This window comes from Chryseobacterium sp. FH1, assembly GCF_000735135.1.
In the GTDB taxonomy this organism is placed as follows: domain Bacteria; phylum Bacteroidota; class Bacteroidia; order Flavobacteriales; family Weeksellaceae; genus Epilithonimonas.
This window is the reverse complement of sequence record NZ_JPLZ01000002.1, coordinates 401,328-426,703: the sequence shown is the minus strand read 5'-3', so window position 1 is coordinate 426,703 and position 25,376 is coordinate 401,328. Positions and strand designations below refer to the sequence as shown.

24 protein-coding genes are annotated in these 25,376 nt (G+C 37.7%); 3 read left to right on the top strand and 21 right to left on the bottom strand.

The genetic code is table 11. The features are described 5' to 3' along the window. Positions 1–34: 34 nt before the first annotated feature. The 3 genes from IO90_RS03230 (at position 35) to IO90_RS03220 (ending at position 3,318) form a co-directional block, all read left to right on the top strand. Positions 35–640, top strand: a complete 606-nt coding sequence (locus tag IO90_RS03230) for a SprT-like domain-containing protein (RefSeq protein ID WP_034963866.1) — start codon at positions 35–37, stop codon at positions 638–640. After that, positions 627–1,706 carry a mannose-1-phosphate guanylyltransferase gene (locus tag IO90_RS03225; RefSeq protein ID WP_228374638.1) on the top strand — a complete coding sequence of 360 codons (1,080 nt, stop codon included), beginning with the start codon at positions 627–629 and terminating at the stop codon, positions 1,704–1,706. The genes IO90_RS03230 and IO90_RS03225 overlap by 14 nt, the downstream gene beginning before the upstream one ends. Positions 1,707–1,785: 79 nt before the next feature. Further along, complete coding sequence (locus IO90_RS03220) at positions 1,786–3,318, top strand: YifB family Mg chelatase-like AAA ATPase (RefSeq protein WP_034963863.1); 1,533 nt, start codon at positions 1,786–1,788, stop codon at positions 3,316–3,318. An 82-nt stretch (positions 3,319–3,400) separates the two neighbouring features. Here the strand turns inward: IO90_RS03220 and IO90_RS03215 are convergent, their stop codons facing one another. The 21 genes from IO90_RS03215 to IO90_RS03115 all read right to left on the bottom strand — a co-directional run bounded on the left by IO90_RS03215 (position 3,401) and on the right by IO90_RS03115 (position 25,364). After that, positions 3,401–4,720 carry a DUF2931 family protein gene (locus tag IO90_RS03215; RefSeq protein WP_081871764.1) on the bottom strand — a complete coding sequence of 440 codons (1,320 nt, stop codon included), beginning with the start codon at positions 4,718–4,720 and terminating at the stop codon, positions 3,401–3,403. Between the two features lie 54 nt (positions 4,721–4,774). Further along, positions 4,775–5,428 (bottom strand): MFS transporter, encoded by a 654-nt coding sequence (locus IO90_RS03210; protein ID WP_034963858.1) that lies wholly within the window; start codon positions 5,426–5,428, stop codon positions 4,775–4,777. Positions 5,429–5,582: 154 nt separating this feature from the next. Beyond that, complete coding sequence (locus IO90_RS18565; protein WP_076768751.1) at positions 5,583–5,786, bottom strand: hypothetical protein; 204 nt, start codon at positions 5,784–5,786, stop codon at positions 5,583–5,585. A gap of 3 nt (positions 5,787–5,789) precedes the next feature. Continuing rightward, a complete protein-coding gene (locus IO90_RS03205) occupies positions 5,790–6,062 on the bottom strand; it encodes a hypothetical protein (RefSeq protein ID WP_034963856.1) in 273 nt (90 codons plus the stop codon). Positions 6,063–6,551: 489 nt separating this feature from the next. Further along, entirely contained in the window at positions 6,552–8,069 is a 1,518-nt protein-coding gene (locus IO90_RS03200; protein ID WP_034963854.1) for a GH3 auxin-responsive promoter family protein, read from the bottom strand. A gap of 122 nt (positions 8,070–8,191) precedes the next feature. Beyond that, entirely contained in the window at positions 8,192–8,830 is a 639-nt protein-coding gene (locus IO90_RS03195; RefSeq protein WP_034963853.1) for a 50S ribosomal protein L25/general stress protein Ctc, read from the bottom strand. A gap of 43 nt (positions 8,831–8,873) precedes the next feature. Then, entirely contained in the window at positions 8,874–9,812 is a 939-nt protein-coding gene (locus tag IO90_RS03190) for a ribose-phosphate pyrophosphokinase (protein WP_034963852.1), read from the bottom strand. Positions 9,813–10,001: 189 nt separating this feature from the next. Then, positions 10,002–10,412, bottom strand: coding sequence for a BrxA/BrxB family bacilliredoxin (locus IO90_RS03185; protein WP_034963849.1), 411 nt, complete (start codon positions 10,410–10,412; stop codon positions 10,002–10,004). 424 nt (positions 10,413–10,836) lie between these two features. Further along, positions 10,837–11,283: a GatB/YqeY domain-containing protein gene (locus IO90_RS03175; RefSeq protein ID WP_034963846.1), complete on the bottom strand. Its 447-nt coding sequence runs from the start codon at positions 11,281–11,283 to the stop codon at positions 10,837–10,839. Positions 11,284–11,382: 99 nt separating this feature from the next. Continuing rightward, positions 11,383–13,263: a cell division protein FtsZ gene (gene ftsZ / locus IO90_RS03170; RefSeq protein ID WP_034963844.1), complete on the bottom strand. Its 1,881-nt coding sequence runs from the start codon at positions 13,261–13,263 to the stop codon at positions 11,383–11,385. Between the two features lie 106 nt (positions 13,264–13,369). After that, positions 13,370–14,764, bottom strand: a complete 1,395-nt coding sequence (ftsA, locus tag IO90_RS03165; protein WP_034963841.1) for a cell division protein FtsA — start codon at positions 14,762–14,764, stop codon at positions 13,370–13,372. Positions 14,765–14,880: 116 nt separating this feature from the next. Next, positions 14,881–15,885, bottom strand: coding sequence for a cell division protein FtsQ/DivIB (locus tag IO90_RS03160; protein WP_051878217.1), 1,005 nt, complete (start codon positions 15,883–15,885; stop codon positions 14,881–14,883). A gap of 45 nt (positions 15,886–15,930) precedes the next feature. Further along, a complete protein-coding gene (locus IO90_RS03155; RefSeq protein ID WP_034963837.1) occupies positions 15,931–16,458 on the bottom strand; it encodes a hypothetical protein in 528 nt (175 codons plus the stop codon). Next, a complete protein-coding gene (gene murC, locus IO90_RS03150) occupies positions 16,458–17,831 on the bottom strand; it encodes a UDP-N-acetylmuramate--L-alanine ligase (RefSeq protein ID WP_034963834.1) in 1,374 nt (457 codons plus the stop codon). The genes IO90_RS03155 and murC overlap by 1 nt, the downstream gene beginning before the upstream one ends. Positions 17,832–17,833: 2 nt before the next feature. After that, positions 17,834–18,316, bottom strand: coding sequence for a hypothetical protein (locus IO90_RS03145; RefSeq protein ID WP_131450810.1), 483 nt, complete (start codon positions 18,314–18,316; stop codon positions 17,834–17,836). Continuing rightward, positions 18,316–19,437 (bottom strand): undecaprenyldiphospho-muramoylpentapeptide beta-N-acetylglucosaminyltransferase, encoded by a 1,122-nt coding sequence (murG, locus tag IO90_RS03140; protein ID WP_034963828.1) that lies wholly within the window; start codon positions 19,435–19,437, stop codon positions 18,316–18,318. Before murG ends, IO90_RS03145 begins: the two co-directional genes overlap by 1 nt. Before the next feature lie 84 nt (positions 19,438–19,521). Then, positions 19,522–20,754, bottom strand: a complete 1,233-nt coding sequence (locus IO90_RS03135; protein ID WP_034963825.1) for an FtsW/RodA/SpoVE family cell cycle protein — start codon at positions 20,752–20,754, stop codon at positions 19,522–19,524. Between the two features lie 12 nt (positions 20,755–20,766). After that, positions 20,767–22,116, bottom strand: a complete 1,350-nt coding sequence (murD, locus tag IO90_RS03130) for a UDP-N-acetylmuramoyl-L-alanine--D-glutamate ligase (RefSeq protein ID WP_034963823.1) — start codon at positions 22,114–22,116, stop codon at positions 20,767–20,769. Between the two features lie 126 nt (positions 22,117–22,242). Further along, positions 22,243–23,484 carry a phospho-N-acetylmuramoyl-pentapeptide-transferase gene (mraY, locus tag IO90_RS03125; protein ID WP_034963821.1) on the bottom strand — a complete coding sequence of 414 codons (1,242 nt, stop codon included), beginning with the start codon at positions 23,482–23,484 and terminating at the stop codon, positions 22,243–22,245. A 31-nt stretch (positions 23,485–23,515) separates the two neighbouring features. Beyond that, positions 23,516–23,887 carry a hypothetical protein gene (locus tag IO90_RS03120; protein WP_034963819.1) on the bottom strand — a complete coding sequence of 124 codons (372 nt, stop codon included), beginning with the start codon at positions 23,885–23,887 and terminating at the stop codon, positions 23,516–23,518. 16 nt (positions 23,888–23,903) lie between these two features. Further along, positions 23,904–25,364 carry a UDP-N-acetylmuramoyl-L-alanyl-D-glutamate--2,6-diaminopimelate ligase gene (locus IO90_RS03115; RefSeq protein ID WP_034963816.1) on the bottom strand — a complete coding sequence of 487 codons (1,461 nt, stop codon included), beginning with the start codon at positions 25,362–25,364 and terminating at the stop codon, positions 23,904–23,906. Between the last annotated feature and the right edge of the window lie 12 nt (positions 25,365–25,376).

The following is a 25,376-nucleotide window of genomic DNA, read 5'->3' as shown; positions in this document are numbered from 1 at the left end:
ATGATTAATTTTGTTGAACATTCGATTATTCTTAATGTCTATCAACGTTTTAGATCAATATCTTCCAGCCAACACACATCCTTTTCTCAAGAAGTGGTTTGCCGATTACTTTATTCATATCAAAATCACTAAAAATAGAAATAGCAAACTGGGAGATTACAGAAGATTGCCTGACAAATCACATCAGATAACCGTAAATTCCACCTTGGATAAACAGTTGTTTTTCTTTGTATTGACGCACGAATTGGCGCATCTACTTGCATTTGAAAAGTTCAAATTCCGAATCAGCGCGCATGGAAAAGAATGGAAAGATACTTTCCGAGAAATGCTTTTGGAAAGTCTTGAAATCTATTCTGATGATCTAAAACCAATTATCATAAGATTTTCAAAAAGTCCAAAAGCTAATTTCATGGCAAGTCCGGAATTGGTTCGTTACTTTCATATCGAGGATTCTGAAGATCAATCTATTTTCGTTGAAAATTTATTAATTAATGACGAATTCCGTTATAAAGGTGATGAGTACAAGATATTGGAAAAAAAGAAAAAGTTATATCTTTGCGTTAACTTAGAAAACTCAAAAAAGTACTTATTCCGTCCTTTAGCAAAGGTCGAAAAACTTAATTTAGATGAACAAAAATAATTACTGCGTGATAATGGCAGGTGGCATTGGAAGCCGATTCTGGCCTATGAGCACTCAAAAATTCCCAAAGCAATTCCATGATATTTTAGGAACGGGAAGAACGATGATTCAGCAGACTTTTGACAGAATCAGTCAGTTGATCCCAGCAGAAAACATTTATGTCATTACCAATGAAGAATATATAGATCTAACGCAACAGCAACTGCAAGATATCCCTTTTGAGAACATCGTAGGAGAGCCTGCAATGAAAAACACTTCGGCCTGCAATCTTTATATGGCAAAGAAGATAGAGGCTAGCAATCCCAATGCAAACATCATTGTAATGCCTGCAGATCATTTGATTTTAAAGGAGAAGGCCTTTCTGGAAAAAGTGGAATTAGGATTTCAATTGACTTCAGAAAATGATTACCTGATCACATTAGGAATTACGCCTACCAGACCTGATACGGGTTACGGATATATTCAATTTATCAGAGAAAATAATGAAGATTATTCTAAGGTTAAAACATTTACGGAAAAACCAGATCTCGACATTGCCAAAAGTTTTATGGAATCGGGTGATTTTTTATGGAACGCGGGAATTTTTATTTGGAACGTAAAAAGTATTTTGAAAGCATTCAAAAAATATTTGCCAGAAATGACAAATCAGTTCAACAGTTGTGAATACAACTGCTCTACCGAAAAAGAATGTATCAACCTAATTTACCCGATCGTAAACAAAGTTTCTATCGACAATGGAATTTTGGAAAAAGCCAATAATGTTTACGTCATCCCTGCAAATCTAGGTTGGAGCGATCTCGGAACTTGGACCTCTGTCTACACCAATGCTGATAAGAATGACGACAACAATGCGATAAGTTCCAAAAATGTTCTCACCTACAATTCCAAAGGCAACGTCATCCGAATCAAAAATCAAAATAAGGCGGCGGTGATTGACGGATTGAAAAACTATATCATCGTAGATACGGAAAAAGCTTTGCTCATCTGCCCAAGAGACAATGACCAACTGATAAAAGATTACGTCCTTGACCTCAAAAACTTAAAGAAAGGCGAACGGTTCATGTAATTTGTTTTAATTTAAAAAATGTATTTAACTCTTTGGTTTTCATCAGAGAGTTTTTTATTTTTGGTAAAACAAAACACAAATGCTTGTCAAAATATACGGTGCGGCCATTCACGGCGTTTCTGCACAAATTATCACTATTGAGGTCAATGTTGATCAAGGCGTTGGTTATCATTTGGTAGGATTGCCAGATAATGCCATCAAAGAAAGCAGTTATCGGATTTCTGCGGCACTTAAGAATTCTGGCTTCAAAATCCCCGGAAAGAAGATTACCATTAACATGGCGCCAGCAGATTTGCGAAAAGAAGGTTCGGCCTATGACCTCAGCATTGCCTTAGGAATTCTCGCCGCTTCTGATTTGATTAAATATGATACGCTTAGTGATTACATCATCATGGGAGAACTATCACTAGATGGTAGTTTGCAACCGATCCGTGGTGTTTTGCCAATTGCAATTAAAGCTAGAGAAGACGGTTTCAAAGGCATCATTCTCCCGAAGAAAAATGCGAGAGAAGCAGCTATTGTCAATCAGTTGGATGTTTTTGGAATTGATAATATTAAGGAAATCATTGATTTTTTTAATGATGATATTGCATTGGAAAAATTTGAGATTGACACGAGAAAAGAATTTCAAGACAAGATAGATGATTTCCCTTTCGACTTTGATGAAGTGAAAGGACAAGAAGCGGCAAAACGTGCAATGGAAGTTGCGGCAGCCGGGGGTCACAATATCATTCTCATAGGTTCACCAGGAAGTGGAAAGACAATGCTTGCAAAACGATTACCAAGTATTTTACCCGCACTCAGTCTCAAGGAATCTCTGGAAACTACCAAGATTCATTCCGTTGCTGGAAAGATGGGTGCTGAGACTTCATTGATAACCATTCGTCCGTTTCGCTCACCACATCATACAATTTCGGATGTTGCACTTGTAGGTGGTGGAAGTTATCCTCAACCAGGCGAGATTTCCTTGGCCCACAACGGCGTTTTATTTCTAGATGAAATGCCAGAATTCAAAAGGACGGTTTTAGAAGTGATGCGACAACCGCTGGAAGACAGAGTTGTTACCATTTCACGAGCCAAATTCACAATAGAATATCCGGCAAGTTTTATGCTCGTTGCCAGTATGAACCCAAGTCCCAGCGGCTATTTCCCCGATGATCCGAATAATACATCATCTACAATCGAAATGCAAAGATATATGAACAAACTTTCGGGACCGCTTCTTGATAGGATCGACATTCATATCGAAGTTTCAAAAGTGGAATACGACCAGTTGGCAGAAAAGAGGAAAGGTGAAAGTAGCGCGAGCATCAGAGCTAGAGTCAACAAAGCTCGGGACATTCAAAATGAACGTTACAAAGACTCGGACATCAGTTACAATGCACAAATGGGATCCAAAGAAATGGAAAAATATTGCGAGCTGGACGAATATTCGCAATTATTGATCAAAGCAGCAATGCTTAAACTAAATCTTTCGGCAAGAGCTTATAGCCGTATTTTAAAAGTTGCACGAACCATCGCAGATCTGGAAAATTCTGAAAAAATAGAAGGTGATCACATCTCGGAGGCCATACAATATAGAAGTTTGGATCGGGATTTTTGGAATGTTTAAATATTTTTATGAAAGTTTCGGAATTTTCAGACTTTATTTATCTTAGTTTTAAATTGAGGATTATCTGATGATCGTTTTAATTTTAATCCTTAAACTTTCTTATTCTCAACGTCTTCATCTTCACAAAATCCAGCGTTCTATTTTTTGATTTTAATTTGACCGTAGCTTGACTTAAATCTGGATTGATGTTCAAGATAATATCAATTGGAGCATTTGGATTTGCTTGGCTGAGATTATTGAAATAACTATAAATTTCATCTTCATCAAATTCAAAAAAAGCTTTGTACTTTTTACCATTTTGAATAAAAATAAAAATGATGTCGCTTGGTACAACTTTGTTTCGGTAATTGTTGTTGACAGCATCTTCATTAAATAATGAATATCTCTCGCCATTATAGAAATAGAATTTGAGTTCAGATTTTGATGAGTTAATTGAACTGATATCAACTTTCCAATTATATTTTTCCCGGTATTGATTGGTCCAAATTCCGAAAGGAATTTTTTGATTATGATGATCGATTCTTCTGGATTGCAAATTCTCTTTGCATTCGCAATTATCACTCAAAACCTTTTTTATTTCGTCCGCCTTTACGATATCTTCACCCTTAAACTGATTGATATTCATCTCCGTTGCTTTGAAAACGCTGATTTCCCTTGTTTCGCTGGCACCCGAAATCCACAGCACTACGTCGCCTCCTGGCGCTATGCCAGCATTCAGATCTTGATATTTGGCTATTATCAATCTTGCAAAATTTCCACTCATATCTCGTTGATATCCTTTTTTAAAGTAATTGGAAATCTTGATTTTATCAAGTTTAGCACTCAAGCCATAGTATTTATTTTCAAGGAAAGAATACCAGTAGAGCTTCAAACTATCCGGCAAAACCACGTCGCCATCTTCGGACGATTTGAAGGTAGATTCACTATTTCCCCAGTTTGTAGAATATACTTTGCCGGTTTCCAAAAGTGTGTATGGATTTCGGTTACCTTTGACTGCAAGCGTAAATTTACTATTTGAAAGCAACTTGATCGGATAACCTTCCGGCGTGGCAATTCCTTGCTGATAGTCATACTTTTCGGTGTTTCTGTAAACTTGTTCATTATTGAAAGTGCTTCGTTCCTCCTTGGTATTAATCAAAATCAATAAAAGACAGGCGACTACAAAGAGTGCTGAGGTGATTAAAACCGCTTGTTTATTTTTCTTCGAAACATAAGCAACCAAGGCTACAATCAAAAACTGGATAGGAATTGCTACAAGAATAAGAAAAACATCAAAAGCTTCCTGAGGAACATATGAACTGTTGTGGAGAATCTGAAATTGCAACAAAAACAGATACATCAAAATATTGACGACGCCGATGCCAACTGAGAGCAGAAAAATCTTAAAGTAATATTTCATCATCTGATCATATCAAATTTGTAAACCATTACTAAAGTATCACTTCTTTATGGATTTTTATTTAGTTCTTGAGACCTGAATTTCATTCAGCACCTTGGCATTGTACAAAGCAAAATCTCTGTATTCCGGCTTGGCACCTATTTCTTTTGCCACTTTCCCAAATTCTACAGAGACCAGGTTGAGATATTCGTTTTCACATTCGTCAATTTTGGTCTTATCTTTTTGATTTACAGCTTTTTCATATTTTATCTTCAAAGCTTCCAATTGATCGAGATAATTATTTGCCAATTCACCTTCCAAATCTGGTCTGTCGCTATTGGTAATTTCTTTTTCTGTCTTCTTTTGATTTTCCTCTAAGCTCTCTCTCACATCATTGATGGACGTTGATTTTTTACCGGTGGAAAAGATAATGGCGTAGGATCCTAAAATCGCCACAACCAAAAATATCAGCAAATAAATGGCTTTCCCTCCGTTTGAAATGAATTTTCGGTAAGCATAAAACACCAACAAGCTTCCCAAAAGAATCATCCCAATTGCCAAGCCTATGTTTCCAGACAACTCGTAAACCGGCCAAAGAATCCTCGGAATGCGATATTCTGCCTGCTCGGAAAAGTACGTCGTTCCCATGCTGAAGATTCCGGCACCGACAAAACCCATTGCGAAAGCTTTGACTTTCTCTGCCGTAGAAATCAAATTGTTGGTATCTGCCATAGTTTAGTTTTTAACGTTATTAAAATTTTATTTCACAATAATCGTCTGATTTGGTCTCTTTTTGCTTTTGTAAAACGAAACCGCTATATCATTTTTAGTTCGATTTTCAATATAATTCAAATTCGCGAAATACACTTCAAAAACCGTGGTTGTATTATCGGATGAAAGGCAAAATTTCATTGTAAGCCTTCCCCGTTATAATCCCATAAAGCGACATTAAAAACAAAACCACTACCACCAACAGTGTGATTGGTTTGTACCGGAAAGCTGTTCCTTTCCTTTGTGTATATTTATAATGAAATAGTGTACCTACCAAAAACAAGCCTGTAAATCCGAGTATGAGATAATTGACCTCCATAATTTATTCTGCCTCGATTGTTTCCCCTTTTTTAACGAAAGCAACTCTGAAAGATTTATACAATCCAATGACAAAGAACAATAAACCTGTCCCGATTATTCCAATATATTCTGCTATCCAGCCTATCAATATAGCTACGATATGGATTTTTCCATTTTCAGGTTCAAACATCCTTCCAGATATAATATAAATAGCAAAAGCCCCAAAAATAACAAGCCAAAGTATTGCATATACCCAATCCATTGGATTTTTTGAAAGTTCATAATTTTTAAACATAATTCAAATTTTTATTTATATATTTTTTTCAATTTTTGAATGCCTGATAGTTTACCTTCTTGCGCAACTTCCAAATCCGTGCAATAATCCGTGACGTAAATTACGAAATTTTGCATTAAATATTTCTATATAAAATAAATTATTATTTATCAATAAAAATTAACAACCAAACTTTCTGATGCCAGAATTTTTGTCAAGGTCTTGTTTCAAAAGCTTTTGCAGTGATGACAATCTTTTACTGCCGTTCCATTAAAAAATTTAAAAATAAAACAATTAATGATTTTTGAATAATCACTAGCTATAATTACATTGAAAATACAGAAACATATTTCATTATAAAACGCTGTAGAATATTTGATTATCAAAATCTATCTTTATGATAAAATCATGGTAAAGTATGCCGATGTTACAAATTCTTTAGAAGATTTGTTTGAATCAGAAGTTTGCAAAAAAAATTAATGATAAAATTGAAATGACGGAATGTAAAAATTAATTTTCATTCAATTTCAACAAAGGATCGATGTATTCCCGATCGTTGCTCAATCTAGGAACTTTATTTTGTCCACCAAGTTTTCCTCGGCTTGCCATCCATTCGTAGAAAAGATTGGGTTTGGCAGAATGTACGATTGGAGCCTTCAAAGTGATGTCGTTGTATCTTTTTGCTTCGTAATCTGAGTTTAAGGATTTCAAAGTATCATCAAAAACTTTTGTGAACTGCTCGAGGCAACTTGGTTTTTTGGTAAATTCAAAAATCCATTCGTGACAGCCTTTGCTACAATTGGTCATAAAAACCGGAGCGCCTGTATAATCCGAAACGCTTGCCTGCAATTGTTCACAAGCCGTTTTGAGCGCAGTTTCCACATTATCTATCATCAGCTCTTCCCCAAATGCATTAATGTAATGCTTGGTTCTTCCAGAGATTTTGATTCTGTAAGGACTTGTGGAAGTAAACTTGACCGTATCACCGATCAGATAGCGCCAAAGTCCGCCGTTGGTGGTAATCACAACAGCATAATTTTTACCGATCTCAACTTCAGAAATTGGAATCGCTTCTCGGATTCCCGTGTTGTAAAGGTCCATTGGAATGAATTCGTAGAAAATCCCGTAATCTAACATCAAAAGCATCTCATCGCTTCCTGCCTGGTCCTGAATGGCAAAAAAGCCTTCGGAAGCGTTATAGATCTCGTAGTATCTGATATTTTTGCCAACGATATCTTGGTATTGATTTTTATAAGGTTTGAAACTGATGCCACCATGGAAAAAAACTTCAAGATTAGGCCAAAGTTCGGAAAGAGAATTTTTTCCCGTTTCCTGCAGAGTCCTTTGGAGCAAAACCATCATCCAGCTTGGAACGCCTGTGAGACTTCCCACATCTTCATTCTTCACCTCGCCGATTATGGCTTTCATTTTACTTTCCCACTCAGACATCAAGGAGGTTTTCTTGCTGGGCGTATTGATGATCTCTACCCAAAACGGAAGATTCTCGATCAAAATCGCCGAAAGATCCCCAAATTTTGTATTGAAGTCCTGATACATTTCCGCACTTCCACCTAATCTCAAATTTTTATGCTGAAAAAGTGCGCTTTCCGGATGGTTGTTCACATAAATTGAAACCAGATCTTTCCCCGCTTTGTAATGGCAATCTTCCAAACTTTCGTCCGTGATGGGAATGTATTTGCTCTTTGCATTAGTGGTTCCGGAAGATTTTGCAAATTGCCTGATGACACCTGGCCAAAAGACATCTTTTTGCCCTTGCCTTGCTTTTTCTATGTAAGGTTCGAAGTCTTCGTAGCAAACAATTGGAACTCTTTTCTGGAAATCTTTGTAATTGGAAATGGTACTGAAACCATACTTATGTCCGTATTCTGTTTCTTCCGCATAAAACATCTGAGAAAAGAGAAGTCCTTCCTGGGTTTCCACAGGATATTTTTTGAAATGCTCGATCTGATCTATCCGCTGACGGATAAACCAATTGACGACAGAATTAAATAAAGCTTTGGTTGCCATTCTCCACAAATATAACAATTTTTGGTAATGGAAAATGTTTTGATCTGTAGAATTAAAAAAAAATCTCGTCAAGAAAATTCTTGACGAGATTTTTTATATTAAACTGTTCTAGCAGTGATAGATTACTCTGCAGAAGTTTCTTCAGTAGTAGCTTCTGCTCCACCTTCTGTTACTTCTTCATCGTCATCATCCATTGCAGCAGCAGCATTTTTGCTAGCATTTCTAGACATTTTAACAGCAACAATTACTGCATTGTCTGGGTGCATGAATGTATATTTCTCATTTTTAAGACTTTCTACATAAAACTTGTTACCAATTTTAAGAGCAGTAATATCTACTACGATCTCGTCTGGCAAGTTAGCTGGGATAGCTTTTACTTTTAGTTTTCTGTAAGTTTGTCTAAGAACACCACCGGCAACCACACCTTTGGAACGACCTGTAACTCTTACTGGAACTTCCATAACTACTGGTTTATCATCAGATAATCTGTAGAAATCAGCGTGAATGATCTTGTCCGTAATTGGGTGGAACTGAATATCTTGAAGAACTGCAGGAATTACCTGTCCGTCAACTTCAATAGATACCGTGTGTGCTTCGGGAGTATATACCAAACCTTTGAACGCTTTCTCCAATGCAGAGAAGTTCAATGGCTCGCCACCTCCGTAAACAACACAAGGAACTAATTCAGCATCACGTAAAGCTTTAGTAGACTTTTTGCCCACGCTTTCTCTTTTTGTACCTTGAATTGTAATTGATTTCATTTTGTATAAAATTATTTTAAGGGTGCAAAGATATTAATTTTTTTTAGATAATGAACTTCTCACTAATGGATTTGTGCTCATGTACCATATTCATCACATCTGCAAACAATTCTGCGCAAGATAAAACACGGATTTTCGAAGATCTGTCTTCTTTCAAAGGAATAGAATCTGTTACAATCACTTCCAAAAGCTGAGAGTTTTCGATATTCTCATAAGCCTTTCCGGAAAGTACACCGTGAGTCGCCATTGCTCTTACAGATTTTGCACCTTTTTCCATTAATATATCAGCCGCTTTGCAAAGTGTTCCTGCAGTATCGATCATATCATCAATAAGAATCACGTTCTTATCTTTAACATCACCAATCAGGAACATCTCTTCTACAACGTTGGCCTTTTTTCTTTCTTTGTAACAGATTACAACGTCAGCGCCCAAATGTCCTGCATAATTCTTCGCTCTTTTCGCACCGCCCATATCTGGTGACGCAATCGTCAAATTATCAAGATTCAAAGATTGAATGTATTTTACAAAAATCGTGGAAGCGTACAAATGATCTACCGGAATCTCGAAGAAACCTTGAATCTGATCTGCGTGCAAATCCATTGTCATAATTCTTGTAGCTCCGGCTGCAGTCAGAAGATTGGCCACCAACTTTGCTCCAATTGGTGCGCGTGGTTTGTCCTTTCTGTCTTGTCTTGCCAAGCCGTAATAAGGAATTACAACGGTAATGTTTTTGGCAGAAGCTCTTTTCGCAGCGTCTATCATTAATAACAATTCCAAAAGATTGTCCGCTGGAGGAAACGTAGATGCAATAAGGAAAACGCGTGCTCCTCTTACAGATTGCTCCAATACAGGTTCAAATTCTCCGTCGCTGAAATGCTGAATATTGATTTGCCCTAATGGTTGCCCATAAGCCTGAGCGATTTTTTCCGCCAACTCGTGGCTGGTTCTGGTAGAAAACAAATAACTTGCTTGATCTGACATTTTTACTTTTTTGCAAATTTAAAAAATAATGAAAAGTTTGAAAGCCTATTTCCGAACTTTTCATCAATAGATTTTTATTTTTTCTAAGAAATGATTTTAAATCGCCTATTATCATTGAATCTTATCAAAAATCCTGAAAACGATTTCATAAAAAAAGACCAAAACATTTCTGTCTTGGTCTTTCTATTTTTAGCAATATTCGTCAAAAGCCGCCTGAAGATTCGCAGCGATTGCGCCTGCAGGATTTCCTTCGATGTGGTGTCTTTCCAACATATGCACCAATTCTCCGTCCTTGAAAAGTGCTACAGCTGGCGAACTTGGAGGGAAAGGCGCTAGCAATCTTCTTGCTTCAGCAACTGCATCCGTATCAAATCCTGCAAAAGCTGTTACCAAATGGTCTGGCTTTTTCTCGCCTGTCAAAGAGTACAAAACGCCTGGCCTTGCCGCACCTGCCGCACATCCACAAACTGAATTGATTACTAATAAAGTTGTTCCCGATTGTTTAAGTGCCGAGTCAACTTCTGCTGGTGTTGTAAGGTCTTGGAAACCTTTATCTGTAAGTTCTGCCTTCATTGGCAATACTAAATCTGCTGGATACATAATTGATTTGTTTAAAAGTTTAACGTTCAAAGTTTCGTTTGAGTTGCAAATTTAATCATAATTATTTTGCTTGGCTCATCTTTCATTCTATTAAAACCATTCCGAAAATCTATTGAGACATTTTGACAGGAAAATAGCTGATAGCGAATGACTTTTACTTTAAAGCGTGGTGTGGAAAATTTAACGCAAAGGCGTAAGAATTATGAATTTGATGTTTTGAAAGTCGCAAAGTTTTTATCTTGGATGAAATCTGATAAATCAAAAACTTTAAGAAATAATGGACAGTATAAAAAAAACCCAAAATCCGAAGATCTTGGGTTCAAATCAAATCGATATGCATATTTTGTATATCCGTAGTAATGAATGATAATTTATAAATGATGAATGATAAAATCAATTATCATTTATCAACTATCATTTATATTTAGGAAAGTAACTTCTTCACCATTTCGGAAATGCTCTTTCCGTCTGATTTTCCGGCCAATGCTTTGGAAGCAACGCCCATTACTTTTCCTAAATCTTTGATGCTTTCTGCGCCAGTCTCAGAAATAATTTTCTTGATTTCTGATTCCAGTTCTTCTGCAGTAAGCTGTTGTGGAAGAAACTTTTCAATCACTTTGGATTGCGCTTCTTCTACTTCCGCAAGGTCCGTTCTTCCCTGAGCCGTAAATTGGTCGTAGGAATCCTTCCTTTGCTTGATCATTCTTTGCAAAATTGCAATTTCCTGTTCTGCTGAAACCTCTGCTCCAATCGCTTCTGTTTTCAGCAATAATATTTGCGCTTTCACAGCACGTAGAGAATCTAGAGCAACTCTGTCTTTCTCTCTCATTGCGGTTTTTATCGCATCGTTTATGGTAAGTTCTAAACTCATTGTTTTTTTTGCTTTTGGCGAATAGCTTTTGGCAATTGGCTTTTAAAATTGCATTCCAATTGGAAAGCTAAAAGCTAGTTGCCAAAAGCCAATCGCAAATTAATCTACATCTTTATTAAGAAAACGGTTTTCTCTCAACTGCATACTTCCGTTGTTATCAGACAAAAATGTATTGATGTTTTGATCGGATGCGTTGGCGCCATCGATGATGATGTTCTTTCTTTTGAACGCTGGAACTGTTTCGAAAACGTTCTCATTGTCCAATTGCTGGTAACGGGAATTGAATTCTTTCAACTTGTTTCTTCTGTCCATCGCCTTTGAAGCCGTGTCGGAAGTTTTGTTGAAAAAAGTGAATCCACCTTCAGTTTCCTGAACTGGCTCTTGTTTTTTCTCTTCTACGATTTCTTCTTTTACTTCTGATGTGAAAGCGTAATTGTTAGCTTTTGGCTCCTCGATTTTTTCTTCGACAACCTCGTTTACGATTTCTTCTTTAACTTCGGAAATGACTTGCTTTTCGATGACAGGAAATTCCTCTTCCGCTGGAGATTCGTTGATGGTGAAAGTAACTTCAACCGGTTTTTCTACTTCTTCAGTTTTGAAAGACGCTTTTGGCTTGTCCTCAACTTCGAAAGTGAAAGATTGTGGCTCCAAATCGAAGTCGTCATTTACGTCATCTTCAAAATTGAAAAGATTGTACTCCTGCTTTCCATCGTTGTAATCATTAGAATAATCTACGATTTCCTCGTTCTCGATGATTTGAGTTTCCGTTTCCACTTCTTCCACCAGACTTTCTACTAAAGAATTAGTTGGAAAATTAGACGTTCCGAAATCATCCTCATCTTCTAAACGAAAAAAGTTCTTTCCAGATTCTGGCTGAGGTTTTGACTCTTCCTGAAGTCTACTTTTGAAAGGGGATTCTCTGTTTCTTGAAAACGAATTTGGTCTGTCGTCCAAAGAATATTTAATCGTTTCAGTTGTTCCTGTGTGCTTTTTATCGTCATTTGAGAATCCAGTTGCGATGACCAAAACGCTTACTGCATCGCCCAATTCCTCATCTGTTCCAACTCCAAAAATAATATCAGCCGTGTGGCCAGCTTCTTTTTGGATATAGTCCATAATTACTCCGATTTCGTCCATCGTCACCTCAGAAACACCGCTTCTAATCAACAATAGAACGTTTTTCGCACCGGTGATTTTGTTGTCATTCAACAATGGAGAATCCAATGCTTTCTTCACCGCTTCTTCCGCTTTTTTCTCGCCAGTTGCAACGCCGGTTGACATCAATGCAGTTCCGGAATTCTGAAGGACAGATTTTGCATCACGGAAATCGATATTGACATCGAAATAACCTGTAATCACCTCTGCCATTCCTTTCGCCGCGTTGGTCAAAACTTCATCGGCTTTGGAAAAACCTTGTTTGAAACCAAGATTTCCGAATTGTTGCCTTAATTTATCATTATTGATGACAATTAGGGAATCAACATTATTTCTTAATTTATCTAGACCCAATTCAGCTTGGTCCAATCTTCTTTTTCCTTCAAAACTAAAAGGCACGGTTACGATTCCTACAGTCAGGATTCCCATTTCCTTCGCTACTTTTGCAATCACAGGCGCCGCACCAGTTCCCGTTCCACCGCCCATTCCGGCAGTGATGAAAACCATCTTGGTGTTTTGTCCCATCGCCGCTTTGATTTCGTCGATGCTTTCAATCGCCGCCTTCTCTCCAACTTCTGGGTCAGCACCCGCGCCAAGACCTTCTGTCATTGAGATTCCTAGCTGAACTTTGTTAGAAACCGGATTGTTGTCCAAAGTCTGTGCATCGGTATTACAGATTACGAAATCTACGCCGTAGATTCCTTTCTCGTACATATGCTTCAAAGCGTTGTTTCCACCGCCACCAACACCAATTACTTTGATGATGGCAGAATTCCCTTTTGGTAGGTCAAAGGAAAAACCTTGTGTGTTTGATATATTGTCCATAATGGTATGTTTTTTTCAGTTTTGTTAAATCGTTAAATCGTTGATTTGCAAAATTGTCAATTTGCTTGTTTTACGATTCCACGATTCTTCGATTTTACAATATTAGTTACTCTTCTACTTCTTCAAAGAATTTTTTGACTTTGTCCATCAGTGATTGTCCGAAAGTTGGTCGGTTTTTCTTCACTTCTGCTTTGTGTTTCGCCATCTCTACGATGTCATTCTGAACCTGAGGCGTTTGAATTTCCTGAGATTGAGTCTGAGTCTGCGCTTGAATTGCGTTTTCGATTTGAGGTTTCAATTCTTCGATGATTTCTTCCTCTGTCACCAGCATTTTCTTGTCTCGGATTTTCAGACTTTCCATTAACAAACCGATGGAAGTTGCAAATTCCGGACCTTTCAAATATTGATTTTTATCGTTTGCCACATATTCATTAGCAAAACCGATTCTGCTGTCGAAGCCTGTTGTGTAGTTGGCTAACTGACGAAGGTTTCTCAAATTGGAACCACCGCCTGTCAAAACGATTCCGGCAATCAGTTTTTTCTTTTGTTCGAATGCGCCGTAAGCTTTCAATTCGGTATTCACCATTTCAAGAATCTCTTCAACTCTTGCATTGATGATTTGAGCCAAAACCTTAAGAGAAATCTCTTTGTCCGGACGACCGTGCAATCCTGGAATTGTCACATATGTACTGTCTTTTTCCAATTCAGGAACAGACGAACCGAATTTCACTTTCAGTTGCTCTGCGTGTTTCTCGATGATGGAACAGCCTTCCTTGATATCATCGGTAATAATTCCGCCACCGTAAGGAATCACGCAAGTATGACGGATGATATTGTCTTTGAAAATCGCAATATCCGTAGTTCCACCACCAATATCTACAATGGCAACACCCGCTTCTTTTTCTTCTTTAGTCAAAACCGCTTCGGACGACGCCAAAGGTTCCAAAGTCAAAGCTTCCATTTCCAAACCGGCTTCACGAACGCATCTCGCTATATTTCTGATAGAACCCATTTGTCCCACCACCACGTGGAAATTGGCTTCCAATCTTTTACCGTGCATCCCGACTGGTTCCTGGATTTCACCTTCGGAATCTACTTTATAATCCTGAGGTAAAACGTGGATGATTTCTTCGCCCGGAAGCATCACCAACTTCTTCACCTGGTCTTTTAGTTTCTCGATATCCTCCTCCGTAATGTACTGGTCCGGATGGTCTCTCATAATATAATCCGAATGCTGAAGCGAACGGATGTGTTTGCCTGCAATTCCCACCGTCACTTTGGTGATAGGCACACCAGCGCTGGATTGTGCTTCTGCCACAGCGGACTTGATGGAGTTGATGGTTTGGGAAATATTATTGACAATTCCTTTGTGAACGCCTAAACTTTTTGCTTTTCCAACGCCCAGAATTTCAATTTTCCCGTGAGCGTTTCGTCTTCCGACAATGGCGACAATCTTGGTTGTCCCTATGTCCAGACCTACTGAATACTCTTGATTTTCCATTATATGTTCGATTTGATTTTTTATTTTTAACGCAAAGTCCGCAAAGTTTTTTTTGATTTTTGCAACGCTTTTAAGTTCGCAAAGACGTAAAACTCATCAAAGACTTTTATATTTAATTATTCTACAACTACTTTTGCTTTTTTCTTTTTATCACTTGTTTTAGAAGCGGTTTCTTTTTTCTTGGTAGAAACTTTCTTCGCCTCTGGTTTTTTCTCTACTTTTTTCGGTTTTGCAGTTTCCTTTTTCGGTTCTGCTTTCTTAACCTCTTTTTTCGGTTCGGGCTTTTTTTCCTTTACCTCTTTCTTTATTGGAGTTGATGCCAACGTATGAGTCGGTGTTTCTTCCGGTTTTTTGATTTCAATTTTTGGTGCATTTCTTAGAATGCTGTCATTTTCTTTGAAATAAGGATTCAGGGTTGTGACAATCTGATTATCGTATTTTAATGAAATCTTCTTGTACTTCTGCGTATTTTGGTCCACCAGATATTTCTCAACAAAGGTTTTGAAACCTCTTACCTTTAAATCGATATTATCGAGGTCGCCGATTTCAACTTTGTAGTTTCCATCGCTGGTTAAGAGATTGTAATCCTCTTTTTCTTTTGTGATTCCGATGAAATATTTTTTACTGAAATCATCTTTGTCAATCTTCTCAATTAAATCTCCCAACGCTTCATATTCCGAAGGTTTCACGTCGCCCATCACTAACATACTTGGCAGTGAGAAGTTTTTCGAAATCGGAAACTCAACGCCTTTTTTATCGACGTAGAAATCTTTTCCGTCCTTGTTCAATCTGAAAGCTGGAACTCTTTGTTTGATGTCCACATTCAGGTTTCCATTCAGATTCAGATAAACATTGGCGCTGTCCACGAAAGGAATCAGATTGATTTTCTTCTCCAATTCCGGAATATTGATATCGCCTATTTTTCTTGTCGGATTGTATTGTTTCACCAATTCTTTGATGTCTTTTTCATCCACAAAATAAACCGGCGTTTTGCCTTGGTTCATATTGATAGACACGTTTTCCATCTTAGCATCGTTGAAACGCTTCAATGAGAAACTGAGCAGAAATCCAAAAAGGACCACTGTCACGAGTATCTTCAATATTCTCCACTTGTTCTTCATTTCTTATCTTGGTTTTAACGCCTTTGCGCTAAGTTTTTTCTTTAATTATTTTATTTTCGCGAATCGGTTTTTATCGAATTCCTTTACCGTTTTCAGCATATAATTGAAGTTGTCTTTCAATTCCATTTCATAATCCCAGTCATCCAATTCCGTTTTTCCGTGCCCGTGAGATGTCAGATTGATGACCTTATTTTCATTAATCCAAAAAGTACAACTCCATCCGCCCATATCTTCCGCATCTGACTTATTTGTATAAACTATATTTTGCGTCGCATAAACTCTTTGTCCATCTTTTAATAAAAAATAATCCGTGAAGGTGTCCGTATAATTATCTTTATCTCCCTTCCATTCTCGGGAAATCTTTACAATCTCATTTCCCTTTTTTGAGTATTGATAAAGGATTGTTTTGTCCTTTCCTTTTACTTCAAATTTATACTCAATGACCTTTGGGTCTTTATCAATTGCTTCTGAATATTTATTAATATTTTCCACTACCGCCAACACTTCTTTCGACTGCGAAAAAGCAAAACCGAAGACCAAAATGCTGATTAATATGGAAAGCTTTAATCTCATTAGATGCTCACCTTTTCAATATTTGGAAGCCATTCCACGATGCCGTCATAAAGCGTATCGATGTTTCCGGCTCCGACCGTCAAAAGGATGTCGAATTCCTTTTCTTTTATTAATTCAAAAGTCTCGTGTAATGTGCAGACTTTCTTGTTTTCAATTTCAATTTTGTCCGATAACCACGCTGAGGTGATTCCTTCAAAATTTTCCTGAAGTTCCCTTGCCGGATAAATATCCAACAGCAAAAGGTCATCAGCTTTTTCCAGACTTCTTGCAAAATCTTCCGCAAAATCTCTCGTTCTGCTGAACAAATGCGGTTGGAAAACCACCAACAATTTCTTGGTCGGGTAGAAGGTTTTTATGGAACCGATGACCGCATTCAGTTCTGTTGGATGATGTGCATAATCGTCGATATAAATTTTTCCGTTATCAAAAATATGTTTTGTATATCTTCTCTTGATGCCTTTGAAACTCGCGATTGCTTTCTTCAAAGTTTCGAAATCGATACCCAAATTGCTGAGAATCGCCAAAGCAACCGTCGCATTCTCCACATTATGAATTCCAGGAATTTCCCAAACAAAATCATTGATTTCTTCCGTTGGTGTGTGGAAATCGAAATAGATTTTATCGTGGTCCATTCTCAAGTTATCGGAGTAATAATCCGCTTCCTCGTTTACCGCGTACGTCAAATGTTCTCTTCCAATCGCAATTCCTTTTCTGACAAACAACTGATTGTCATTCGGAACCAAAGACGCAAATTGTCTGAAACCATCTTCAATCTGAACCCGGTCGCCATAGATATCCAAATGGTCTGCATCAATCGAGGTTACAACCGCCCAATCCGGTGAAAGATTAAGGAAACTTCTGTCATATTCATCGGCTTCAACCACAGAAAACTGGTTTCCATTGTAATCAAAATTCGATTTGAAATTCTCGGAAATCCCACCTAAAAATGCGGATGACGGCAGATTTGCTTCCTTGCACAAATGCGCTATCAAAGTGGAAGTCGTCGTCTTTCCGTGTGTTCCAGCAACAGCGATGCAATCTGTGTTTTCGGTAATTAGACCAAGAACTTTCGCACGCTTCAAAATCTCAAAACTTTCACTGGCGAAATAATCCAGAATCGCTAATTTTTTGATTGCTGGCGTGTAAATCACAAGCGTTTCTTCTTTGTTGAACGCGATGATTTTCTCATCTATCAAATCTTCAAACGAAATATCAATCCCTTCAAAACCGAGTTGAGCTGTCAGTTTCGTTGGAGTTTTGTCATAGCCCAAAACGTTTTTGCCGTTCGCGTGAAAAAATCTCGCGAGCGCACTCATCCCAATCCCACCGATACCGATGAAATAGAAGTTTTGATATTTATTTAAGATGCTCATTTCTATTTATGTATTGTAATACGTATTCCTTTTGTTGGTTTTTTATATCTTGGAATACTGATTCTTTCCAACATATTATTATCCCTGTAAATATTGACCCTTACAAATTGCACACTGTCACTTTTTGAATCTTTGGCTTTGAAAATAAAATAATCCAAAAAATCCTTTGGAGAATAATTTGATTTTGCCTCGCTCAATTCTCCAATTGTAATCGTCCCGTATCTGCTATTATAATATTCACAACTTCTTTGTAAACTTTCTGGATTCAATTTATTTTTAAAATTAATATCCATTTTATATCCTTGAAACTCAGAATAATCCTGCTTTTCACATTTAGCAAAATAATCTGTGGCGAAGTTTTTCACTAATTTGATTCTTTCCGCACTTCGATTTTTACCTTTAAGGTCAGGTCTGTATTTCGATGCACAGGAAACGGTCATCAAAATCGTTAAAACAATACTTAAAATATAAAAATGCCTCATCATTAAATCACTTTAAAAATCTCATCCACAATTCCTTCCGCCGCTTTTGGTTTTGCAAAAAACTCCAGATTTGTTGACATTTCATTTCTCAGATTCTCACTCTCACAAATCTCGGAAAGTGTACTCCAGAATTTATCCTTCATCTCAGAATCTTTGACCATTCTTGCCGCATTTTTCTCAACCAAGGTCAAGGCGTTTTTGGTTTGATGGTCTTCGGCAGCAAACGGAAACGGTACCAATAAAACCGGTTTTTTCGCTACTGCCAATTCTGAAATCGCAATCGCACCAGCTCTGGAAACTATCACATCTGCCGCCGAATAAGCCAAAGCCATATCGGAGATAAATTCCTTAATCTGGATGGAAGCTGGAGGATGGATGCTGGAAGTTATCTCCGCAAAATCCGTTTTTCCAGTTTGCCAGATGAGCTGGTAATCTTTTTCTTTTAATTTATCTAAATTATCTTTCCAACCGTTGTTCAAAGTTCTGGAACCGAGTGAACCACCGACTGAGAGAATTGTTAATTTATTTTTATCCAAGCCTAATTTTTCCTTAGCCAAATCTTTGTCCATCAAATCTGTGATGATGTTTTGACGGATCGGATTTCCTAAGAAATAAGTTTTCGTTCCTGAGAAAAATTTCTCCATATCAGGATAAGCCGTGAAAACTGCCTTCGATTTTTTGGCATTGAAAACGTTGGTCTTTCCTGGCAAAGAATTCTGTTCCTGAATGAAAGTTGGAATTCCCATTTTGGCAACGATGTACAACGCTGGTCCGCTTGCAAAACCACCCGTTCCAACCGCAAAATCCGGTTTGAAGTCTTTGATGATTCTTTTAGCCTTCAAAAGACTTGAAACAATTTTTAATGGAAGTCCGATATTTTTAAGAAGATTTCCTCTGTCGAACCCAGCGATGTTCAAACCTTCTATTTTGAATCCGGCTTGAGGTACTTTTTCCATTTCCATTTTTCCGTTGGCTCCAATGAACAAAAACTCAGCATCGGGAAATCTTTTCTGGATTTCCTGAGCAATCGCAACCGCCGGAAAGATGTGTCCACCTGTTCCGCCGCCGCTTAATAGAACGCGGATTGCTTTTGGTTTTTGGCTGTTTGTTGTTTTGTTGTTCATCTTTTTTAATTTCCGTTGGAATAAATTCCAACGCTAATATATTGGTCGTTCCTTTGGAACTCAATTGGCTTCCGTCTTCCGACTTTATGCTATGTCATTTATTTCTTCCAAACTTTGTCTTTTGCCCAAACCTTCTTCATCATAAACCTGGATTCGGGAACTTACATTAAGGATAATTCCCAGCTGAATGTAGGTCACCAACATCGATGTTCCTCCATAACTTATCAACGGTAAAGGCTGACCTGTCACCGGAATTAGATTCACGGCTACCGCAATATTCACTGTTAGCTGGATAAAAATCATTAATCCAATCGCCAACACCAGCAACGAGCCGAAAAATGCAGGCATCTTACTGGCAATCATTACGATTCGGATTATCATTATCATATAAAGGCTTATCAAAACAAAAGCGCCAATCCAACCATATTCTTCAACAATAATTGCGAAAATAAAATCCGAAACCGATTGCGGTAGAGTCTGTTTCAAAGCACTTTTTCCTGGTCCGATTCCGTTGAAGCCACCGTGAACAATCGCCGCTTTGGCTTGCATCACCTGATAATTTTTTGCCTTGATACTTTCGTCCTCGACATCTGCATTTTTCTTGGAACTGGTAAAGGTTTCAATACGGCTCATCCACGTATGAACACGGTTTCCGCCAATCATATTCGTATTGAGTGCGACCAGTAGAAACATGACCACAAACACCACTGACAACGAGATAAATCCTGCAACATATTGCCAAGCCAATTGTCCAACAATCAAGATGGCGATGGAAACCATCAGAATCATTAACGCTGTGGAACCGTTGTCTTTCGCAACCAATCCGAACACAATCAATATTGGTCCGAAGATGTAGAATATGTTCTCAATCGGTAATCTCTCTCTCTTGATTTTCTTGGTCAAATATCTGCAGAGATAAATAATCAACATCAAATAAGCGAAGGACGACGGCTGAAATGAAATTGGTGTTCCAGGAATCTTGAGCCAACGCGATGCACTTGCACCTTCGATCTTTTGCCCTGTGAACATTGTGATCAGCAACAGTCCTATCGTTACCAAAAGGAGAATTGAACTGAGTTTTCCGATGTGCTCATACTTCACCGTTCCTACAAAACGCATAATCCCCAAACCGATCAAAACGAAAATAATATGCTTGATCACGTGACCAGTTGTAGTCCCGTTGTTGACAATATATTCCAGATTCGAACTTGCGGAATAAACCGGAAATACCGAAAGCAGGGAGATCAAAATGATCACCGACCAAAGAACCTTGTCTCCTTTCAGCAGTTCGAATTTGTTGTCTGTCGTTTGTTCCATTTTATTTTACAATTAGCTGATAGCCATTGGCTTTTCGCTTTTTAATACTTCATTTTTGAATTGATTGCCTCGGTCTTCATAACCATTGAACAAATCAAAACTTGCGCAACAAGGCGACAACAAAACGATGTCTCCTTTTACTGCCACCGATTTGGAAACTTCTACTGCTTGTTGCATACTGGAAGTGTCATAAATCTGCGTTTTCTTGCCTTTGAAAAAATCAATAATTTTTTGATTATCAATTCCTAAGCAGACAATTGCCTTTACTTTTCTTTTAACTAAATCTTCTATTTCCGTATAATCATTTCCTTTGTCTTTTCCGCCGACAATCCAAACGACAGGTTGTTTCATACTTTCCAAAGCGAAATATGTTGCGTTCACGTTGGTTGCCTTACTGTCATTGATGAATTTCACGCCGTTGATTTCGGAAACGGGTTCCAATCTGTGTTCAACCGCTTGGAAAGTCATCAATGAATTTCTAATACTTTGATTGCTGATTTCCAATAATTTACCAGCTATACTTGCCGCCAGGCTGTTGGCAACATTATGTTTTCCTAACAGAGACAATTCGTCGATGTTCATTGTGAAACCATCGTTGACATTCACCACGAAGTTTTCATCGATGGAAAATGCGCCTTTTTCTAATCTTTCGTTTAATGAGAATGGCACTTTGGTCACTTTTAAATCGAGTTTTCCTAGAAGCGATTTGCTCATTTCGTCATCTTTGTTGTAGATGAAAAAATTGTTAGCTTCCTGATTTTCAGCAATTCTGAATTTAGCCAAAGCATATTCTTCGTAATTGTAATTGTACTGGTCCAGATGGTCCTTAGACAAATTCAACAAAAGAGAAATATATGGTCTAAAGTTTTGAATATCATCCAATTGAAAACTACTCACTTCCAAAACATAGTAATCGAAATTTTCCTCAGCAACTTGTTTGGCAAAGCTTTTTCCGATGTTTCCACCCAAACCAACGTTGAAACCATCTTCCTTCAAAATATAGTAAATCAAAGAAGTCGTGGTCGTTTTTCCGTTGCTTCCAGTGATGGCGATGATTTTCGCATCTGTAAACTCAGAAGCAAACTCAATCTCAGAAGACAATCTGATTCCTTTTTCCTGAATCTTCAAAATCATCTCGGCTTTTTTCGGAATTCCGGGGCTTTTGATAATCCAGTCGGCATTCAGTATTTTTTCTTCAGAATGTTTTCCGTCTTCATAATCAACGCCCAGTTCGTCCAGCTCTTTTTTGTAGTTCTCACGAATCATTCCCATATCCGAAAGGAACACGTCAAAGCCTTTAGCCTTCGCCAAATATGCTGCGCCAACACCGCTTTCTCCGCCACCAAGTATTACTACTCTCATACTATTCTGTAAAATGTATTATGTACAAAGTAAAATGACTTTTAAGATGTACATCATTTGGTTATTAATTCTAATAAATCTGTAAAAAATACGTGGTACATTATACTTTTTACATTTTACAATTCCCTATCTGGTTTTTAAAGTGATTAAGCAAATAATCGCAAGCATTACACCCAAGATTACCATTCGGTTTACTATTTTACTCTCGTGGAAACCTTCCTTTTGGTAATGGTGGTGAAGCGGTGACATTTTGAATAATCTATTGTTCTGGGCATATTCCAGCCCATATTTTCTCTTTCTGTATTTGAAGACCCAAACCTGTAGAATCACGGATAAAAGTTCTATCAGGAAAACCCCGCATAGAACTGGAATTAATAATTCCTTTCTTAAAATAATTGCCAAAACTGCAATCACGCCACCCAACATCAAACTTCCTGTATCGCCCATAAAAACCTGCGCAGGATAAGTATTGTACCAGAAAAATCCAATCACAGCTCCCACCAAAGCGAGGGCAAAAATCGTTGTTTCTCCCATATGTGGCAGGAACATAATATTCAGATAATCAGCGAAAATGATGTTTCCAGAAACGTAGGCGAAAAATGCCAACGTCAGCAAAATCACAACGCTGGTTCCAGCGGCCAAACCATCGATTCCATCGGTAATATTGGCTCCGTTTGAAACTGCCGTGACGATGAAAATCACAATCGGAATAAAAACAATCCAAGCCCATTCGTGCGCCTCAGCATCATCCATCCAAAACAAAATCCCGCTGTAGTCAAACTCGTTGTTTTTTGTGAAAGGCACTGTAGAAACTGGAATTTTTTCGTCTTCCATAAAGTTCTGTTCCACATTATTTCTGTTCACAACAGTTGAGTCTGCGTACTTTCTCTTAACCTCGATATCGGGGTGAAAATACATTGTAACTCCGACAATTAAGCCTAAACCAACTTGCCCAATCACCTTGAATTTCCCACTCAATCCGTCTTTATTTTTTTTAACTTTCTTAAGATAATCGTCAAGAAAACCAATCGCCCCCATCCAAAGCACCGAAATGATTAGAAGAACAATGTAGATATTGGTGATTCTCGTGAATAGCAAAACCGGAATAATGGTCGCCAAAATGATAATCAAACCTCCCATTGTCGGCGTTCCTTCTTTCTGCTTCTGCCCTTCCAGACCAAGGTCTCTCACCAATTCTCCCATTTGTTTTTTTCTGAGGTAATTGATAATCTTTTTCCCGTAGGCCATTGCAATAATCAGCGAAAACAAAACTGCCATCGCCGCGCGGAAAGAAATGTACTTAAACAAGTTCATCCCTGGAACGTGGATTCCGTGAGCGGTTAAATATTCGTAGAGATAATATAGCATTCGTTGTCTTTTTTATTTATTGATGAGAGTTTTACAAATCATAACTTTTGATAAAAATCTCATTTCTGCGTTTGCAAATCGTGTCAATTGATTTTAGATTTTTGAGAAGTCTCTCACCATTATCATAACTTTTAATAATCTTCAAAACCTCTGTTTTATAGTTTTCACTTTTGTTTCTATTATATTTCTCACAGAGACAGTTTGCAATATCCATTTTAACATTTGATTCCCTAAAATCTATAAATCCAGGTTTTGGTTTCTCAAAAAGTTTTTTGTAATAAACTCCTTCGCAATCCAGAACTGTTATTTTTCTTTTAAAATCATTAGTAAAAATGAACAAGATGAAAAATCCAAAAACTATAATCGAAATAATTCCTATTAATATTTGAAATCTTCTATTCATCTTCAAATTTCATTAATTACTTTCCCATCAAATTCAAAAGTTCTCTAATCGTCTCTTTGTCATCAAAATGATGTTTCACGCCATTGATTTCCTGATAGGTCTCGTGGCCTTTTCCTGCAACTACTACGATATCTTTTGGCTCAGCAAACTTGATGGCCATCTTTATCGCTTCTCTTCTGTCCGGAATCGAAGTGTATTTGCTGAAATTCTGAGGCTGGATTCCAGCTTCGATTTCTTTGATGATTTGTGCTGGGTCTTCCGTTCTCGGATTGTCTGAAGTGATTATTGCCAACGTCGATTTCTTGGTTGCAATGTTACCCATTTCGGGACGTTTGCTTTTGTCTCTGTCGCCTCCACAACCGAAAACACAAATCAATCTTTCGTTTTTTGTTCTGATTTCATTGATGCTGTCAAGCACATTTTCCAATGCATCTGGCGTGTGAGAATAATCGACAACGAAGAAAATTCCGCCGTTGGATTTTATCGTTTCGAAACGTCCATTCACGCGTTGAAGAACAGAAATCGCCTGCAAAACCTCATCTTCGTTCATTCCTAATTCCAAGGCAATTGCGTAAGCTAAAAGTAGATTTGAAGCGTTGAATTTCCCGGTCAAAGTTGTCCAGAATTCTTTATTATTAAAGTTCAGCAACATTCCGTTGAAGTCAACTTCAAGCACTTTTCCGTGGAAATCTGCCATTGTTTTCAAAGCGAAGGTTTTCTTTTTCGCTTTTGTATTTTGAAGCATTACCGAACCGTTTTTGTCATCAGCATTGGTGATGGCAACCGCAGAATCTTCCAACTCATCAAAGAATCTTTTCTTTGCGTGGATGTAATTTTGGAAAGTCTTGTGATAATCCAAATGGTCGTGCGTGATATTCGTAAAACCAGCCACTTTGAAGTGTAATCCTTCGGTTCTGTTTTGAGAAATCCCGTGAGAACTGACTTCCATAAAAGCATATTCGCAACCGATTTCAACAGCTTTCGCCAACATTTGATTTAATCTGATGACGTCTGGCGTTGTGTGAGTTGATGGGATAATTTCGTCTCCAATTCTGTATTCAACAGTTGAAATCAATGCCGATTGATAACCCAAAGTTTTAAAAATATCGAACAACAAAGTCGTTACCGTCGTTTTTCCGTTGGTTCCGGTAACACCGATTAATTTTAATTTTGCTGAAGGATTTCCGTAAAAGTTAGATGCCAAATGTCCTAGTGCTTTTGAAGAATCCTCGACTTTAATATAAGTCACCTCGTCAATAATTTCAGAAGGCAACTCTTCACAAACAATGACTTTCGCACCTTTTTCGATGGAAGAATTGATGTAAGAATGCCCATCGGAAACTGTTCCTTTCAACGCTACATACAAAGAATCTTCAACAACTTTTCTGCTGTCGAAAACCAATTCCGAAACTTCTCTTTCGAGCGTTCCGATTGTTTCCAAAACTTGGATTCTTTGTAATAATTTTTCTAAATTCATAGTCTGCTTTTG